This window comes from Opitutus sp. (genome assembly GCA_024998815.1).
GTDB lineage: Bacteria > Verrucomicrobiota > Verrucomicrobiia > Opitutales > Opitutaceae > Rariglobus.
This window is the reverse complement of the sequence record JACEUQ010000003.1, coordinates 103,262-118,760: the sequence shown is the minus strand read 5'-3', so window position 1 is coordinate 118,760 and position 15,499 is coordinate 103,262. Positions and strand designations below refer to the sequence as shown.

The 15,499-nt window shown below is 62.6% G+C and carries 13 protein-coding genes; 8 read left to right on the top strand and 5 right to left on the bottom strand.

Annotation, left to right across the window (positions count from 1 at the left end; translation table 11 throughout):
- Window positions 1–87 precede the first annotated feature (87 nt).
- Entirely contained in the window at window positions 88–963 is an 876-nt protein-coding gene (locus H2170_15715) for a transglutaminase family protein (GenBank protein MCS6301517.1), read from the top strand.
- Between the two features lie 58 nt (window positions 964–1,021).
- On the opposite strand, the gene H2170_15710 is transcribed toward H2170_15715, so the two are convergent.
- Complete coding sequence (locus H2170_15710) at window positions 1,022–2,479, bottom strand: replication-associated recombination protein A (GenBank protein MCS6301516.1); 1,458 nt, start codon at window positions 2,477–2,479, stop codon at window positions 1,022–1,024.
- A gap of 412 nt (window positions 2,480–2,891) precedes the next feature.
- On the opposite strand from H2170_15710, the gene H2170_15705 reads away from it, so the two are divergent.
- Both H2170_15705 and H2170_15700 read left to right on the top strand, forming a co-directional pair.
- Entirely contained in the window at window positions 2,892–3,959 is a 1,068-nt protein-coding gene (locus H2170_15705) for an IS630 family transposase (GenBank protein ID MCS6301515.1), read from the top strand.
- Between the two features lie 89 nt (window positions 3,960–4,048).
- Window positions 4,049–5,236 carry an MFS transporter gene (locus H2170_15700; GenBank protein MCS6301514.1) on the top strand — a complete coding sequence of 396 codons (1,188 nt, stop codon included), beginning with the start codon at window positions 4,049–4,051 and terminating at the stop codon, window positions 5,234–5,236.
- A gap of 14 nt (window positions 5,237–5,250) precedes the next feature.
- Here the strand turns inward: H2170_15700 and H2170_15695 are convergent, their stop codons facing one another.
- Complete coding sequence (locus tag H2170_15695; GenBank protein MCS6301513.1) at window positions 5,251–7,077, bottom strand: IS1634 family transposase; 1,827 nt, start codon at window positions 7,075–7,077, stop codon at window positions 5,251–5,253.
- A 537-nt stretch (window positions 7,078–7,614) separates the two neighbouring features.
- Window positions 7,615–8,670, bottom strand: a complete 1,056-nt coding sequence (locus H2170_15690; protein MCS6301512.1) for a 3-deoxy-7-phosphoheptulonate synthase — start codon at window positions 8,668–8,670, stop codon at window positions 7,615–7,617.
- Between the two features lie 445 nt (window positions 8,671–9,115).
- On the opposite strand from H2170_15690, the gene H2170_15685 reads away from it, so the two are divergent.
- The 3 genes from H2170_15685 (at window position 9,116) to galK (ending at window position 11,460) form a co-directional block, all read left to right on the top strand.
- Window positions 9,116–9,940 (top strand): folate-binding protein, encoded by an 825-nt coding sequence (locus tag H2170_15685; protein MCS6301511.1) that lies wholly within the window; start codon window positions 9,116–9,118, stop codon window positions 9,938–9,940.
- On the top strand, window positions 9,937–10,167 hold the full coding sequence (locus H2170_15680) for a hypothetical protein (protein ID MCS6301510.1): 231 nt from the start codon (window positions 9,937–9,939) through the stop codon (window positions 10,165–10,167). The genes H2170_15685 and H2170_15680 overlap by 4 nt, the downstream gene beginning before the upstream one ends.
- 153 nt (window positions 10,168–10,320) lie before the next feature.
- Window positions 10,321–11,460, top strand: a complete 1,140-nt coding sequence (gene galK, locus H2170_15675) for a galactokinase (protein ID MCS6301509.1) — start codon at window positions 10,321–10,323, stop codon at window positions 11,458–11,460.
- Window positions 11,461–11,657: 197 nt separating this feature from the next.
- Here galK and H2170_15670 read toward each other — a convergent pair whose 3' ends face one another.
- Window positions 11,658–12,506, bottom strand: coding sequence for a hypothetical protein (locus tag H2170_15670; GenBank protein ID MCS6301508.1), 849 nt, complete (start codon window positions 12,504–12,506; stop codon window positions 11,658–11,660).
- 88 nt (window positions 12,507–12,594) lie between these two features.
- A complete protein-coding gene (locus H2170_15665; protein MCS6301507.1) occupies window positions 12,595–13,464 on the bottom strand; it encodes a DUF475 domain-containing protein in 870 nt (289 codons plus the stop codon).
- Window positions 13,465–13,619: 155 nt separating this feature from the next.
- Between H2170_15665 and ribB the strand changes: the two genes are divergently transcribed.
- Both ribB and msrA read left to right on the top strand, forming a co-directional pair.
- Window positions 13,620–14,735, top strand: a complete 1,116-nt coding sequence (gene ribB / locus H2170_15660) for a 3,4-dihydroxy-2-butanone-4-phosphate synthase (protein MCS6301506.1) — start codon at window positions 13,620–13,622, stop codon at window positions 14,733–14,735.
- A gap of 68 nt (window positions 14,736–14,803) precedes the next feature.
- Window positions 14,804–15,334 carry a peptide-methionine (S)-S-oxide reductase MsrA gene (gene msrA / locus H2170_15655; GenBank protein MCS6301505.1) on the top strand — a complete coding sequence of 177 codons (531 nt, stop codon included), beginning with the start codon at window positions 14,804–14,806 and terminating at the stop codon, window positions 15,332–15,334.
- Window positions 15,335–15,499 lie beyond the last annotated feature (165 nt).

Sequence of the window (15,499 nt, the reverse complement as noted above, 5' to 3'; positions counted from 1 at the left end):
GCAGTCCGATTGAACCGCTCACGCCAACCAATTGGGCGGCTCAAAAGCTTGTCGTTGGCACGGGACTGGCAAGAGTGCGCCCCGTTCATGCGTTTCCGCATCACCCACCGCACCCACTATGGCTACGCCGGCTCCGCCACCGAGTCCTTCATGGAGGCTCGGCTGACGCCGCTCACCGACGACTCTCAGCGCCTGCTTTCGCGCCAACTCGTCACCACCCCCACGGCTAGCATCCACAGTTACACCGACTACTTTGGCAACGCCGCTGAGTCCTTCTCGATTGCCCAACGCCACCGCGAACTCGTCTTGGAAAGCACCTGCGAAGTGGAGACATCGCCCCGTCCGCCGCCCCAAATTACCCTCGGCATCACGCTCGCCGACGCGCGCCAGCTCTACCGCAGCGAGAAGCTAAAACTCTTTGAATTCCTCGCGCCCTCCGCCGCGATCCCCCGCAGCGCCGAAATCGATGCGCTTGCGCAAAAGCTGTTCAAGATCAGCTCCCCGCTTGGCCCCTCGCTGCTGGGCCTCAATCACTGGATAAAGACCCAGTTCCGCTACGCCGCCGGCTCAACCCAGATCGACACCCCGGTGGAGACCGCCCTCAAGCAACGCACGGGCGTTTGCCAGGACTTTGCACAAGTCATGATCGCGGTGCTGCGCGCTGCGGAGATCCCCGCCCGCTACGTGACCGGCTACATCGAGACCGAGACCCAGCGCAAAGCCTCCGAGTCGAAACGCGCCCCGGCGCTGATCGGCGCGAGTGAAAGTCACGCCTGGGTGGAAGCGTACCTACCGGGCGGCTTCTGGTGGGCGCTCGACCCCACCAACGACTGCGTCGCCGGCGAGCGGCACGTGAAAGTCGCGGTCGGCCGCGATTACCACGACTGCACCCCGACGCGCGGCGTGTTTAAAGGCACCCACACCGAAAAACTCTCGGTCACCGTGCTCATGCAGCGGCTCTGAGCTAAGAGCTAGGAGCTAAGAGCTAAGAGCTAGGAGCTAAGAGCTAAGAGCTCTGAGCTCATAGCTGATAGCTCCTAGCTCCTAGCTCGCAGCTCTCCGCTTTCAGCTTAAGCTTCATCGAGCGCCAGCGGGCGAGGCGCTCGGCGATTTTGGCTTCGGGGCCGGCTAGCTTCGGGGTGTAGAGAGCGAGCGGCTTTTCCAAAAAGTCCTGGCCCGAAATATTCTCGGGGTAGTCGTGCGAATACCGATAACCCTTGCCGTGCCCGGCCAGTTTGCTCGCTGCCCCGCTTTTGTCGCGCAGGGCCAGCGGCACTCCCTGTACCGGTGCGCTGGCCAGCGCCTGTTTGGCCGCCGCCAGCGCCAGAGTCGCCGAATTACTCTTGGGCGCACAGGCAATGTGCAGCGTGGCGTGCGCCAGCGCGTACTCGGCCTCGGGCAACCCCACGAAATCGCACGCTTGGTGCGCCGCCACCGCCAAGGGCAACGCCAGCGCATCGGCCAACCCCACGTCCTCGCTCGCCAAAATCACCAGCCGCCGCGCGATGAAGCGCGGGTCTTCACCGCCGCCGAGCATTTTGGCCAGCCAGTACATCGCCGCATCCGGATCGCTCCCACGGCAGCTTTTAATGAAAGCCGAAATCGTGTCGTAGTGCTCGTCCTCGTCGGCGTCGTAGCGGATGCGCCGCTCGCGGGCGAACACCTCCAGCTCCTTCTCGGTCACCGGCGCGCCCTCGGGCAGCGTGAGCACAATCACTTCCAGGGCGTTGAGCGCGCGGCGCAGGTCGCCGTCGCACAGCACCGCCAGGTCGGCCAACACCTTGGCCTCGGCGGTGCTGCCGCGCGCACCCAGACCGCGCTCGGCGTCGGCCAGCGCCCGTGTTAACACGCCGGATACGGCCTCGGTCGGCAGCGGTTGCAGGCGAAACAGGTGACTGCGCGAGAGCAGCGGCGGGTTAACGTAAAACCCAGGGTTGTGCGTGGTGGCCCCGATCAGGCGCACGTAACCCTCCTCAACGTCGGGCAGCAGCAGGTCCTGTTGAGATTTATTAAACCGGTGCAGCTCGTCGATGAACAGCAGGGTGGGCGTTTCGGGCGAGCGGCGGGCGGTGCTGAGGATTTCGCGCAGCTCGGCCACGTTGGACATGACCGCGTTGATGCGCACGAAGCGGCTCTGGGTTTCGTTGGCGATGACCTCGGCAAAACTGGTTTTTCCACAACCAGGCGGCCCGTAAAAAATGAGACTGCCGAATCGGTTGCTTTTGATCAGGCGGGTGAGCAAGCCGTCGGGCTGAGTGAGGTGCTCCTGGCCGGCGATATCGGCCAACAAGCGCGGGCGCATGCGGGCGGCAAGCGGCTGGTTGGAGGGGCGTACCCGCGTGGCGGGACCCGTTCCCGAGCCAGCTCCCGAGCCAACGCCGGCAGGCGCACCGGACGGCGAGGGGCCCGAGGCGCGCACCGCGGCCGGGGCCGGAGCGGCGGTTTCACCAAAAAGATCGGGCTGGTCGGCGGACGACATGGTTGAGCGCTACGGGTTGCCTGCGGCACGGGCAAGCTTGGCTTAGGCAGGCGTCCAAACACGGTAGCGACGGGTTCGATGCCGTAAGTAGCGCAGACTTCCCAGTCTGCCTCGGGCAGCAATTCAAGCAGACTGGAAGTCTGCGCTACTTTTCCCATCCCGGAGGACACGCAGCTCACCGCCCTAGCCAAAATCGGGACTGCGTATTAGTGAACCTGCTACTAGGGGACAATCGCTGTTAATGGTGCTCATAAGAACCGCTTTACGTTGACCGGTGCCGCCGCTCACAGGCTAGGTTCCACGGCAAAACCACCTACCCCATGAAGTTACCCACCCCAACCGCGCCCGCGCCAACGGTCGCTTGTGCTAGTGCTTACTTGCAATAATAAGTGATATTGTATCCGCTTTGTAGATGGGACGAAAAGCCGTGCGAATCACTTGTAGCGAGGGGGATCAGCAATCCCTAGAAAAACGGGCAACCAGCCGGATTGAGTCGAGGCAGCGAGTTGAGCGCGCCCGGATGATCCTTGGGTGCGTGAGTGGCGAGCAGGTGCAAGAGGTGGCGCGCCGCTGCAACACCAGGCCGAACACCGTAATAAAGTGGAGGGATCGCTTTGTGCTGCTTGGCATGAAGGGGCTGGATGATGCGGCACGGCCGGGCGCGAAGCGCACCTACGGTGAGGACTTTCGAGATCGGGTGCTGGCTTTATTGGAAGGGCCACCCCCTCCGGGGCAGGCGCGCTGGGATGGTCCAGCGGTGGCCCGTGTGCTCGGCGGCTCGGTGCACGCGGTCTGGCGAGTGCTGCGCAAGGAGGGCATTTGCCTGCAGCGCCAGCGCTCGTGGTGCGTGAGCACTGACAAGCAGTTCGCAGCCAAGGCAGCCGATATCGTCGGGCTCTACCTGAGCCCACCGGAAAAGGCATTGGTGATAAGTGTGGATGAAAAGCCTGGCATCCAAGCCCTAGAGCGCGCCACCGGTTACGTGGAGACCGACAATGGTAAAATCGTCCAGGGACTCAAAAGCACCTACAAGCGCCACGGTACACTCAACTTGTTCGCTGCCCTTGATGTGGCCACGGGCTTGATCAAGACGCAGAAAACCACCCTTAAGCGCCGGGAGGAGTTCCTGCTGTTCATGGACCAAGTGGTGGCGGATCACCCGCCCGAGAGAGAACTCCACGTGATTTTGGATAATTATTGCACCCACAAAAAGTGCGACGCTTGGCTCGCTCGGCACCCCAATGTCCACTTCCACTTTACCCCAACCTCGGCGAGTTGGCTCAATCAAGTTGAAATCTGGTTCGGCATACTAACAAGGAAGGCGCTACGGGGCGCGAACTTCAGAAGCGTCGCCGAACTTAGTCAGGCCATTGACGCTTTCGTCGCCGCCTACCTGCCCAATGCCAAGCCGTTCAAGTGGCGCAAGCGCGAGGTCAAGGGAAGCCAACTCAGAAATACTATCATTAATCTACGCAATTAAGCACTAGCAGCGCTCACCTTAACGCACCCAAAACGGACCGGCGACGGGTCCTGATTTGCGGCATCATCCTACTCGCCAGCTTGGGATCGGTGTATGCGTGGAGTTTTTTCACCAAGCCGCTGTGCGAAAGCTTCGGCTGGTCCAAGATGCAGGTCTCGTGGGTGTTTAGCCTCGCGGTCGCCGGCCTTGGTCTTTCCGCCGCGTACACCGGCCCCAAGGTGTCCAAACTGGGTTCGCGTAAACTCATGTTCCGCTCGGCCGCCTTTTTTGCCGGCGGCTATCTGGTTTCCGCCCTCGCGCTGTACCTCAAAAACCTGCCGCTGCTGTATGTCGGCTACGGCCTGATCGGCGGCATCGGCCTGGGCACCGGGTACGTCACCGGAGTGACGACCATCGCCGGCTGGTTTCCCGACAAAAAGGGGTTTGCGACCGGCTTGGTGGTAATGGGCTTCGGCATCGGCGCCCTGCTCATGAGCAAAGTCATCGCCCCCTTCGCGCTGAGCGCCGCCAACAACTCCCTGCCGCACACCTTCCTGTTCATCGGCCTGGCCTTCTGCTTGATCATGCCGCTGGCCTGCCTCGGTATCCAAAGTCCCCCCACCGCCACCGGCAACGGTAAGCCAGCCACCGTCGCTGAGACGATTCAACACGGCCCCGGCGTGCAGATTAAGCTCTGGGCGGTCTGCTTCCTCTACAGTCTGGCCGGCCTCGGCATCATCAGCCTGCAATCGCCACTGTTCCAAAAGATCGCCGGTGACGCCGACGCCTCCTTGGACAAAACGATGCTCGCCGCACTTGGCGCGACCCTCATTGGCTGGACCTCCTTTAGTAACAGCGTTGGCCGCCTATTCTGGGCGTCGATTTCCGACAAGATCGGCCGGGTCAACGCCTTCATTGTTCTGCTGGCCACGGCCAGCGCGGTGTTCCTCGTGTTGCCGCATGTCTCCTCGCCGCTGCTCTATGGAGTGCTACTGGCCTACACCATCGCCTCGTATGGCGGCGGCTTCGGCACGATTCCCTCGCTCATCAGCGACCTTTACGGCCCGAAGCGCATGTCGGCGGTGCACGGCAAAATCCTCACCGGCTGGGCGACCGCCGGGTTGATCGCCCCGCCTACCTTCGGCTGGCTGATGGACAAATACCCCAACGACGCGGCCAATTACGCCTTCTACGCCTGCGCCACGGTGCTGTTTTTAGCGGCAATCCTGGCGTCCACCTTTGCTTCGCTGCATTTAACCCGAGTTCCGCAGTTCGAAAGATGGTTTTGTTGTATTTGAGGCACTTGCGTAATTTAAGGGGCGATTTTCGGCACTACATTGCTGATTTCGCGGGTGCCTTTGGGCAGACGCAGGCCGAGGTGGGTGAGAAGCTGGGCGGTGGCCGGTTCTGGCTTGGTGACTACACGCAAGCGTAGTTCGGTCGTGATTTCGGCCCGGCGCACGGGCACGACAACATCGACGCTTTTGATTCCGCCCATTTCCTTGACCAATTGCCGTGCACAGGTGCCCAGCCCCTTCGAGTGCATCCACTGCTCAAGCGTGCGCCACAGCGCCAACGCTAGGAAGCAAACCAGGATATGCGCCTGGACGCGGTCCTCTTTATGGTGAAACACCGGTCGCAGTCCCAGGTCGCTTTTGGCTGTGCGGAACGCCGCCTCGGCCTGCGTGAGCTGGATATACCACTTCCACAACAAGACCGGATCGGTCTCCTCGCAGTTGGTGCGCAACAGATACGCGCCTTTTTGGCGGTGCGCCTTTTGTCCGGCGTCGAGCCGGCTGCTGATGCACAGGGCGCCGGCACGGCCTTCCCCATCGCGTAATACCTCCGCCATTACAATCGCGGCGGCGGCGGGATATTTACCCAGGTGCCGGCCGATCCGCCGGCCCACGGCTTCCTGATCGGCCTGCGGCGTGCGGCTGAGCCAGGCGTCGATCTTGATCAACTCTGCCGTCAGTCGCTCGCTCTGACGTTGGAGCATCGCGCGCTCCTTCTCGGCCCGCGCGCCGCTGCGACATAACACGTAACGCTCGCCCGGCTCGCCGTCGGGCTGTTCGACCAGGCGCACCTCCAGCCCGTCTTGCACGGTTTTCCAGTCGGATTGTTCGAGCAAAGTCTGCTCGTGGGCGCGCAGCCAGCTTTTCGGCGTGCCGACCAGGTAGCGCGCCTTGCGTTCGCGCAGGAAAGTAATGTTCGCCTCGGAGACCATGCCCCGGTCCATCACCCAGATCCGTTCGGCCTGGCCGTATTTGGTTTCCATTGCACGCACGATGTCCTCGACCGTGCTCACATCGGCGCGGTTGCCCGCAAACACCTCGAAGCTCAGCGGCAGGCCCTCGGGGGTGCAGACCAGGCCGATGCAAACCTGTTTATTGCCGCTGCGTTGATCTCGCGAGTAACCGCGTTGGGCCTGCGGATTGCGCTCCGCCTCGCCCTCGAAGTAGGTGCTCGTCACATCGTAGAGCAAAAACTCGAAGCGCACGCCAAACCACTCCCGGTAACGCGTCATCAGGTGGGCGCACAGAGCGTCCTTGTGCTCGCCGAGCTGATCGAGCGCGCGGTAGAGCCGGTCATCGTTGACCAGCCGGTTGTCCACACCGAGCAGATCATCGAGCGCGGTGGTGTCATACCAGTGCTCGGCCACTCCGAGTTCAGAGCGTTGCGCGCAAAACCGCGCGACGGTAAGCAGAGCGGCGGTATGCGCCCAGCCCACCGACTCGCGGCCCTCGGGCAAAAGCTCGCCGAGCAGCTCATTGAGCTTGAGACGGTGCCAAAGCGAGAGGGCGAGGTAACACTCGCCGAAGTCGCGGCTGCGTTCTACTCTCAGAGCGCGCAGATCAGCCGGCTCCCAACGCGGTGCGGTGTCACCTTCGGTCTGGCCCGGCAAACCGAGCCCGGGCAGAGGTGCGGTGTCCGGCTTGGGGATCGGAGTTTCCCCGCGCAACAATGCGGGTAAATCATCCCAGCCCCCGCGCAAGCCCGCCAGTTGCGCGTCGTCGAGTTTGCCCAGCGAGGCGACGACCTGCTGACGCGGCCCACGCGCGGTGCGCACCGTCCGGCACAAGTGCCAATAACTGTAACCGACCCCGCGCGCCGACTTGGTCTTACGTCGTAGGAACATGCCCGGCAGTATCGCAGAAATCCGAGCGCTCCTCAACGGGGTGTTCGGCACTACATGCCTCCAAAACCTCGTCTTCCCTCGTAGGCGCCCGCCGCCAAAAATCTGCTCTCCTCTGAAACTTTTTTTGCCGACTACGCCAACTGCGGAACTCGGGTTAAAAACCACGGCCCTTCCGGCCATCGACCACGCCGCCGACGATCCGGCTTAATGCGTTTTTTGCAAAGCCCGCGCTGAGGGCTGTCATCAACGATAGTCTGCTTTAGCGATCAGGACGAAGCTGAGGCTGAGCAGACTGGAAGTCTGCGCTACTTCTCGGCTCGGACGACACGGAGCTCGTCCCCTCCGCAATCGTTCTCGTTCTCCTACTCCTACTCCTACTCCTACTCCTACTCCTACTCCTACTCCTACTCCTACTCCTACTCCTACTCGTTCTCTCGTCCGCTACCTTTTCCCTCTGTCCGAGGGGGAGGGCCCACCGCCGTATGGGCTGGGTCGGAAAAGGTAGCGCCGGCTTACCGGCTTACCGGCGCTACCTCGTTAGGCGAAGTGCGGGGCTAAGGCGGCGTGGATTTCGCGCACCATTTTTTCGGTCGTGTCCCAGCCGATACAGCCGTCGGTGATGCTCACGCCGAAGCGGAGGCTTTCCTTGGGTTGCGGGAAGGATTGGCTGCCGCTCTCTAGGTTGCTCTCCACCATGGCACCCATGATGGAGGTGTTGCCCGCGGCGATCTGCTCAAGAAGGACGCGGATGACGTCGGGTTGCAGCTCGGGTTTCTTGGCCGAGTTGTCGTGGGAGGCATCGACCAAAATCGAGGGCGTGAGGCCGCCTTTGACGAGGGCTTGCTCGGTCTTGGTGATGTGCTCGGCGGAGTAGTTCGGGCCGGCCGAACCGCCACGCAGCACGATGTGGCAATTGGGGTTGCCGCGGGTGACGATCGCCGAGGCCGCGCCGTCCAGGCTCACGCCTAGGAAGGTCTGCGGCTGGCCGGCGGCCTTGATCGCGTTGACCGCAGTCTGCAGGTTGCCGTCGGTACCATTCTTGAAGCCGATGGCCATGGACAGGCCGGAGGCAAGCTGGCGGTGGGTCTGCGACTCGGTGGTGCGAGCGCCGATCGCGCCCCAGCAGACCAGGTCGGCGATGTATTGGGGGGTGATGGGGTCGAGAAACTCGGTGGCGGTGGGCAGGCCGAGGTCGAGGACTTCTCCCAGAAACGAGCGGCCGAGGCGCAGGCCGGCGGCGATGTCGTGGCTGCCGTCGAGATGCGGGTCCATGACCAGGCCCTTCCAGCCCACGGTGGTGCGCGGTTTTTCGAAGTAGACGCGCATGACGACCATGATCCGGTCGGAGACTTCGCTGGCGAGGGCGGCCAGGCGGCGAGCGTATTGGCGGCCGGCTTCGACGTCATGAATCGAGCATGGGCCGATGATGAGCAGGAAGCGGCGATCGCTGGTGAAAATGAGTCGGTTGATCTCGTCGCGGGAGCGGGTGATGAAGTCGGCTTGAGCCTCGTTCTTGGGCAGCGCGGCCAGCAGCTGGGCAGGCGAGGGGAGAGGGCGGGTCTCCACGACATTGATGTCGGAGGTCTTGTGCATAAAGGTAAGAACTTGGGGTAACGTTTGGCCGGAGCGCAAGCATCCAGCGCAGATGAGGCGGAGAGCAGCCTCATCTCCCTCGCAGGCGGGCAATAAAAAACCGCGTCAGGAAAAACGCGGTGTCGTCGTAAGGTCGGGGTGAGTAGTGCAGGTTTTTAAAATAAGTTGGCCGGTCGCCTACCCCTAAGCGACCGGCCATTTGCTTTCTTAGTTACCCCAAAAACTCCTGCTAATCAGGAGAAGTGTTTAAATCGAACGAGGTGAGAAGTAGCCGCCGATCGTCGGCCGTCAATAAAAAGTTATTGGAATTCCCTGCGCCCAATCTCAAACCACTCGCGTGCATTTGGATAAGAATAACAAAAACTTTAGCCCCGTTGCGGGGTGGCAACATCGCTATCAGCCGAGCGCCTGTTTACGGGTGAGCGGCGAAGATGCGTTAAGCTTTTTGCAGGGGCAGTTTACGCAGGAGTTGCGCCCCGCCGTGGCGCCTGCGGTGGCCTACGGGCTGTGGCTCAATCAAAAGGGCAAGGTTTTGGCCGACAGTTTTGTCCTGCGGGAAGCCGCTGATCTGCTTTGGGTTATCAGTTTTTCGTCGAGCGCGGCGGTGATCCGGGAGCGGTTGGAAGCGTACATTATCGCCGACGATGTGGTCATCGACGATGAGACCGCGGCCTGGCAAGGGCTGGCGCTGGGTGGCGACGGTGCGGAGGCGTGGCTCGGTGAAACCGCAGGAGCGGTGCCGGCGGCGGGCGAATTTACGCGAGCGGGCGAGGGCTGGGTGTTTCGCGGACGACGCGGCGGCGGCACGAGCTTTGAATGGCTCCGACCCACGCAGGCGCCTGCGCTTGGCGGGTTGGCCGAGATCGGGGCGGGCGAAGTGGAGCGGTTGCGGATCGCGGCGGGGATTCCGCTGGTGCCGCGTGATATCGGGCCGGGCGAGCTGCCCAACGAGGGCGGTTTGGACGCGGTGGCGGTTTCCTACACCAAGGGCTGTTATTTGGGGCAAGAGGTGATGGCGCGTCTCAAAGCTATGGGTACGGTGCGCCGGCGCTTGGTGCGGGTGAGGGCCGGCGCACGCCTGGCTCCGGCGGTGCCGACGGCGCTGTTGCAGGGAGAGAAGCGCGTGGGCGAGCTGCGTTCGGCGGTCGCCGACGGGGCGGGCGGCTTTATCGGGCTGGCACTGGTGAACAAGCTCGGGCTAGACCCGGCGCTGCCGCTTGCGCCCGAGCCCGGCGGCGATGGATATGTTGAGCTTATTGACCTGCCATGACCGAACACGAACAACTCAGCCAACTGTGTTTGAAATGGGGCGCGCCCACACCGGCAGCGGCCGCGATCATGGCCGAGCAGTTGAGCAAACGCTGTGACCAACTGGTGACGAAGCGCGGCCTGGGCCGGGTGGAGGCGATGGCCTACCTGTTGCAACTCGTGGCCAAGGGCGCGCAAGGCGAGGCACCTGCGGGTTTCGAGGGCGTCCCCAAGCCTAGTGGCGAATAAGGTGAGACTAATTGGCCGGGGACGGCCAACGCTACACGGAACCGGGCGTTATGGCCGGTTTAAGCCGCGCTGGCTAATTCTCCCGCAGGCTCGCGGGGCGACGAAGACCGTTGACGGCGCACAGCGTTTTGAGGCATTCCGGCAGGCTTCAATATGAAGCAAAAGATCGCCGCCCTCTTTCAACAAGTCCACGGCCGCGAGCCGTCTACCATCACTCGTGCGCCGGGTCGCATCGAGTTCATCGGTAACCACACCGACTACAACGGTGGCACCGTTCTGGGTGCATCCATTGACCGCGGTGTGGCCGTGGCCATCGCGCCACGCACCGACGGCAAGCGGGTGTTTTACAGCGAGTTCACCGGCAAGACCGTCACCCTCGACGCCTCGGTCAGTGAGAAGCAAACCGGCGAGGCCAGCTGGATCAATTACCCGCTCGGCGTGATTGCCGCGCTGCCTGCTTTCGGGCTGAAGGCGCCCCAGGGTTTTGACTATGTGGCCATTTCCGACCTGCCCACGGGCGCCGGCCTTTCCAGCAGTGCGGCCATCGAGTTGGCTTCCGGTTTGGCTTTTCTCGCGATCACCGGCCAGCACACCGACCGCGAGACCTTGGTGAAGATCGGTAAACACGCGGAAAATAACTTCGTGGGCGTGCCCTGTGGCATCCTTGACCAAGGTGTTTCCGGCTTCGGCAAGGGCGATCACCTGGTGTTCATCGACTGCCGCGGACCGCGCTTCGACACCGTGCCGCTGCCCAAAGGCGCCCATTTCTGGATTTTCAACACGCACCATAAGCATGCGCTGGTCGATGGGTTGTTTGCTGCCCGCCACCGTGAATGCATGGAAGTCGCCAAGGTGCTGGGCGTTTCCTTGCTGGTCGAGGCAACCTCCGAACAGGTCGAGGCCGCCAAAGACCGCACGAGCGCCGATGCGTATCAACGCGCCAAACACGTGGTCGAGGAGATCGCCCGGGTGGGGCAGACGGTCACGGCGCTAAATCAGGACGATCTGCCCGAGGTGGGGCGCCTGCTGACGGCCTCGCACCGCAGCTCGCAGCACCTGTTTGGCAACAGCACCGGCGAACTGGATTTTCTGGTGGATACGCTCACGGCGACCGACCACGTGTTCGGCGCACGTTTGACCGGCGGCGGTTTTGGCGGGGCGGTCATGTCGCTGACGAGTTCTGCGTTTGGCAAAGAGCAGGCCGACGCGGTTGCGGCGGCCTACGAGAAGAAATACGGCGCGCGCCCCGACGTCCTGCACATGCGCACCGGCGCAGGCGCCCAGCAGCTCTGAGCGGAAACGGAGCGCGGGGGCGAGAGAACGAGTAGGAGTAAGAGAACGAGAACGATTACGGCGGCACGACCTCCGAGTCGTCCAAAAGTAGCGCAGACTTCCAGTCTGCCTCCGTGGCTCAAACCCGCCGACCAACCCACGTGCCCGGAGCAGACTGGAAGTCTGCGCTACTTTCCGAGACCGAGCCCGCGCCAGCGTTAACGCAGAATCGGGTGGTCGGCCAGGGCCAGGAACTCGCGAATCCGGTCCTGCTGCGCTCGGCTGATGGTCTGCCCCACGGCGAGATCGCGGATGTTGGCGATGGCCTCGGTGAGGCGGTGGTCGAGCGTTTGGAGCGTGGGATCGTTGGCCAAAAGCCGTTTGGGCGGCAGGCTGGCGCGGATGCGCTCGAGGCCCTGGGCGGCCTCTTCGAGCAGGCGGGGGTTAACCTTGTTGAGTTCGAATAGCGCGCGGCGGTCGGAGGCGAGAACGCCTTCGGAGCGCGAGAGTTGGGTGAGCACACGGCGGGGAGTCGTGGTGATCTCGTCGGGCGTGAGTTGGCGCGTCTCAGTCGAGGTTTTGCTGCTCTGGTTGATCGTATTGACGGGTTGCGCCAGTACTAGGCCGTCCCAGACGGTCGGATACAAGGTGACCAACTGCGCCTGTACCACGGTTTCAGTGGTGGTGCGAAAGGCGAGCGGTACCTTAACGGTCGAGGGCACGTCGAGCATGCGGCGGATCTCGGTACCGACTTGGCTGGCGGTGAGGATTTCAGCGAACAGGCCGAGGTTGACCGGTTGGGTGCTGCGCAGGAACACAGCGCGCTGCCGGGCCGCTTCCAGCGCGGGCTGTTCCACCTTGAGTTTGGCCAAGTCGAACTTGTCCCAAGTGACGACGATGGGGTCGCTTTCGGCGGTGGTCACGACCACCAGGCCCTCAGGGCGCGCCTCCCAAATACCGACAAATTCAACCGATCTGCCGTTGGCGCCGGTGAGTTGGACCGAGGCGACCGTAAGCGTGGACAGGGCAATGGCGAGCAGCGGGGTAACGAGCAGCCGGAGGTTCATGGGGGGGGATTTAGGGGTTCCGGCTTTGGGACTGAACGCCCATGCCTGCTGCGGAGCGGTGGGGGAAGAATTAGGGAGCGGTAGAACCCTAGCTGCGCTCGCTGCCGGAGGAGGCGAAGGCGCGGAATCCTGCTTTGAATGGCCAGCAGACGGCGGCGAGGAGTGTGCCGACGATCGCGGAGACCGCACGCATCGGCCAGCGCAACCCGCCGATGATCGGTGCGAGGCCGCGTTGCAGGCCGGGGCGCGAAGAATAAGCCAGCGAAGCGGCGGTGATCAGCACGATGCCGATGAACTTTTGAAACGCGTTGATGTGGATCGGCTGGCCGTACTGCTGCGAGACGATCTCCACCACGAGGATCGCGCCCACGTAGCCGATGAGCAGGAAGGCGGTGTGTTCGAGCACGGGATGTTTTTCGAGCAGTTTGAGGCAGGCTCCGGCCACAAAGCGCAGCGCGAGAATGCCGATGAACACCCCGAGGCACACCACCCATATTTTTGGGCTCATGGCGACGGCGGCCACCACGTTGTCCACACTCAGGCTCAGATCCATTAACTCGATACTGGCGACCGTGGCCCAGAAGCCGCGCGCGGCAACGCGAGATGGGTTCAGCTTGTCGTCGTCGGCAGCGTGGCCTGCCGCGGTGAAGTGCGCGCACATCAGGTAAACGAGGTAGGCGGCGCCGAGGATTTTAAGCCACGGGTTGGCGATGATGTAGGCGGCACCGGCCAGGGCGATGCCGCGAAAGGCGTAGGCGCCGATGATTCCCCAACGTAGCGCCTTGCGCTTCTGGTTCTCCGGCAGGTGGTTGGCCATTGCGGCGATGGCCAGGGCGTTGTCCACGCTCAGCAGCCCCTCGATCAAGATGAGCGAAAGGATGATCGGAATCGCCTCCAGCCACTCGGCGGAGGTGGGCATCGCGAAGGCGAGAAGCGGGCAGAGTAGGGGACTAATCATGCGGGGAACCTTTCATGCTGATAAGCCCGAGGGCAATGCTGCAAGCGCGCCAACGTCGTAGGCGGCGCACTCTCTAAATGAGCCGCGTGGAGTTTTTTCGGCGAGCTTGCCCGGGTGGTCCTCGTCGCATAACAACCTGCCTCACTTAAATTTTTATGAACTCCCCTGCTTCCCCGTTTGATTCCGTCGAAGACGCCCTTGCAGCCATCGCGGCTGGTCAGATGGTCATCGTGGCCGACGACGAGGATCGCGAAAACGAGGGTGATCTCATCATGGCCGCCTCCAAAGCCACGCCCGAGGCCATCAACATGATGGTGCGCTATGGTAGCGGCATCGTCTGTGTGCCGATGCTCGGAACAAGCCTCGACCGACTCGGGCTGGGCCAAATGGTGACGCAGAACCGCGAGGTGCATCGCACCGCGTTTACGATCACCGTGGATGCCAGCGAGGGCGTGACGACCGGGGTGAGCGCTTCTGACCGTGCGGTGGCCATTAAACTTTTGGCAGATCCGCACACCACACCCGATAAGCTGGTGCAACCAGGCCACATTTTCCCGCTGCGGGCCCGCCCGGGCGGAGTGTTGGAGCGCGCCGGCCACACCGAGGCCGCAGTCGACCTTGCAGCCCTCGCCGGGCTCGAACCGGCCGGGGTTATTTGCGAATTGGTCAACGACGACGGCACCATGAAGCGGTTGCCGCAGCTCATCGAGTTTAAGGAGAAATTCGGGCTCAAAATCATCTCCATCGAGCAACTGATCGCCTACCGCCTGAAAGCGGAAAAGCTGGTCGAGAAGGTCGGTGAGAGCCCCTTCAGCTCGGCGTACGGCGAGTTCACGGTTCACGTTTTCCGCAGCCGGTTGGACAACCGCCATCACCTCGCGTTGACGATGGGCACGTTGGACGCGGTCACACCTGCGTTGGTGCGCGTGCACAGTGCGAACGTCTTGGCCGACGTGTTTCGCGGCCGCGACTGCGGCACGGCCAACGACATGCTCGACACCTGCCTCAAGGCCATCGCCAAGGAAGGGCGCGGGGCGATCCTCTACATGGAGCCGCTCGAAGCGGGCGCGAGCCTCTTGCAGAAATTAACCCCAGGGAAAGTCAGCGAGGCGGTTCCCGTCATGGGGCTGCGCGACTATGGCATCGGTGCTCAGATTTTGAATGCAATCGGGCTTAAGAAAATCCGCCTGCTGTCCAATAGCCGCCGCAAAGTGGTGGGCCTGGAGGCCTACGGCATCGAGCTGGTCGAGCAGGTCATCGTGCGCGGCTAAGGGTAAACCAAGCTCGCGATCACCCCGCCCACATTCGGCAACTCAATGCATCAGACCGTCGTTATTTTATGCCTAAACTTGAATCCCTAGTTGTTGGCGGTGGTTGTTTCTGGTGCGTGGAGGCAGCCTTTGAATTGTTGGCCGGTGTCGAGGCCGTGGTGAGCGGATACGCGGGTGGAGTGCGGCCGAATCCGACCTACGAACAGGTTTGCGCCGGCGTATCTGGCCACGCCGAGGTGGTACGTATCGATTACGATCCGGCGCTCATTACTCTGGATACGTTGCTCGACTATTTTTGGGTGATCCACGATCCGACGACGCTTAACCGCCAAGGCGCCGACGAGGGCACGCAGTATCGCTCGGTGGTTTTTTATGCGGATGCCGCGCAGAAGGCTGCCGCCGAGGCCGCGCTGGCCCGCGCCAACCCTGGCTGGGGCGGGCGGATAGTCACCCAGCTCGCGCCGCTGGAGACGTTTTACGAAGCCGAGGTTTATCATCAGGACTATTTTCGGCTCAACCCCCACGGGGGGTATTGCCAGGCGGTGATCCGGCCCAAGATCGACAAGCTGCGCCAGGCGCTCGGCGGGAGTAAGATTTAACGTGCTCGGGCTTGGTGGGGTTAAGGTCCCCTCAGAATCCGCGAGCCTCGATCCATTGGCCGCGAAAGAACGCAGAGAACGCATAGAAATGCAGGGGTTGTTCTTTGCGCTCCTTACGTTCTTTTGCGGCTAAACGGTCTTGGTTTCATCCGGCAACGCGCTTCT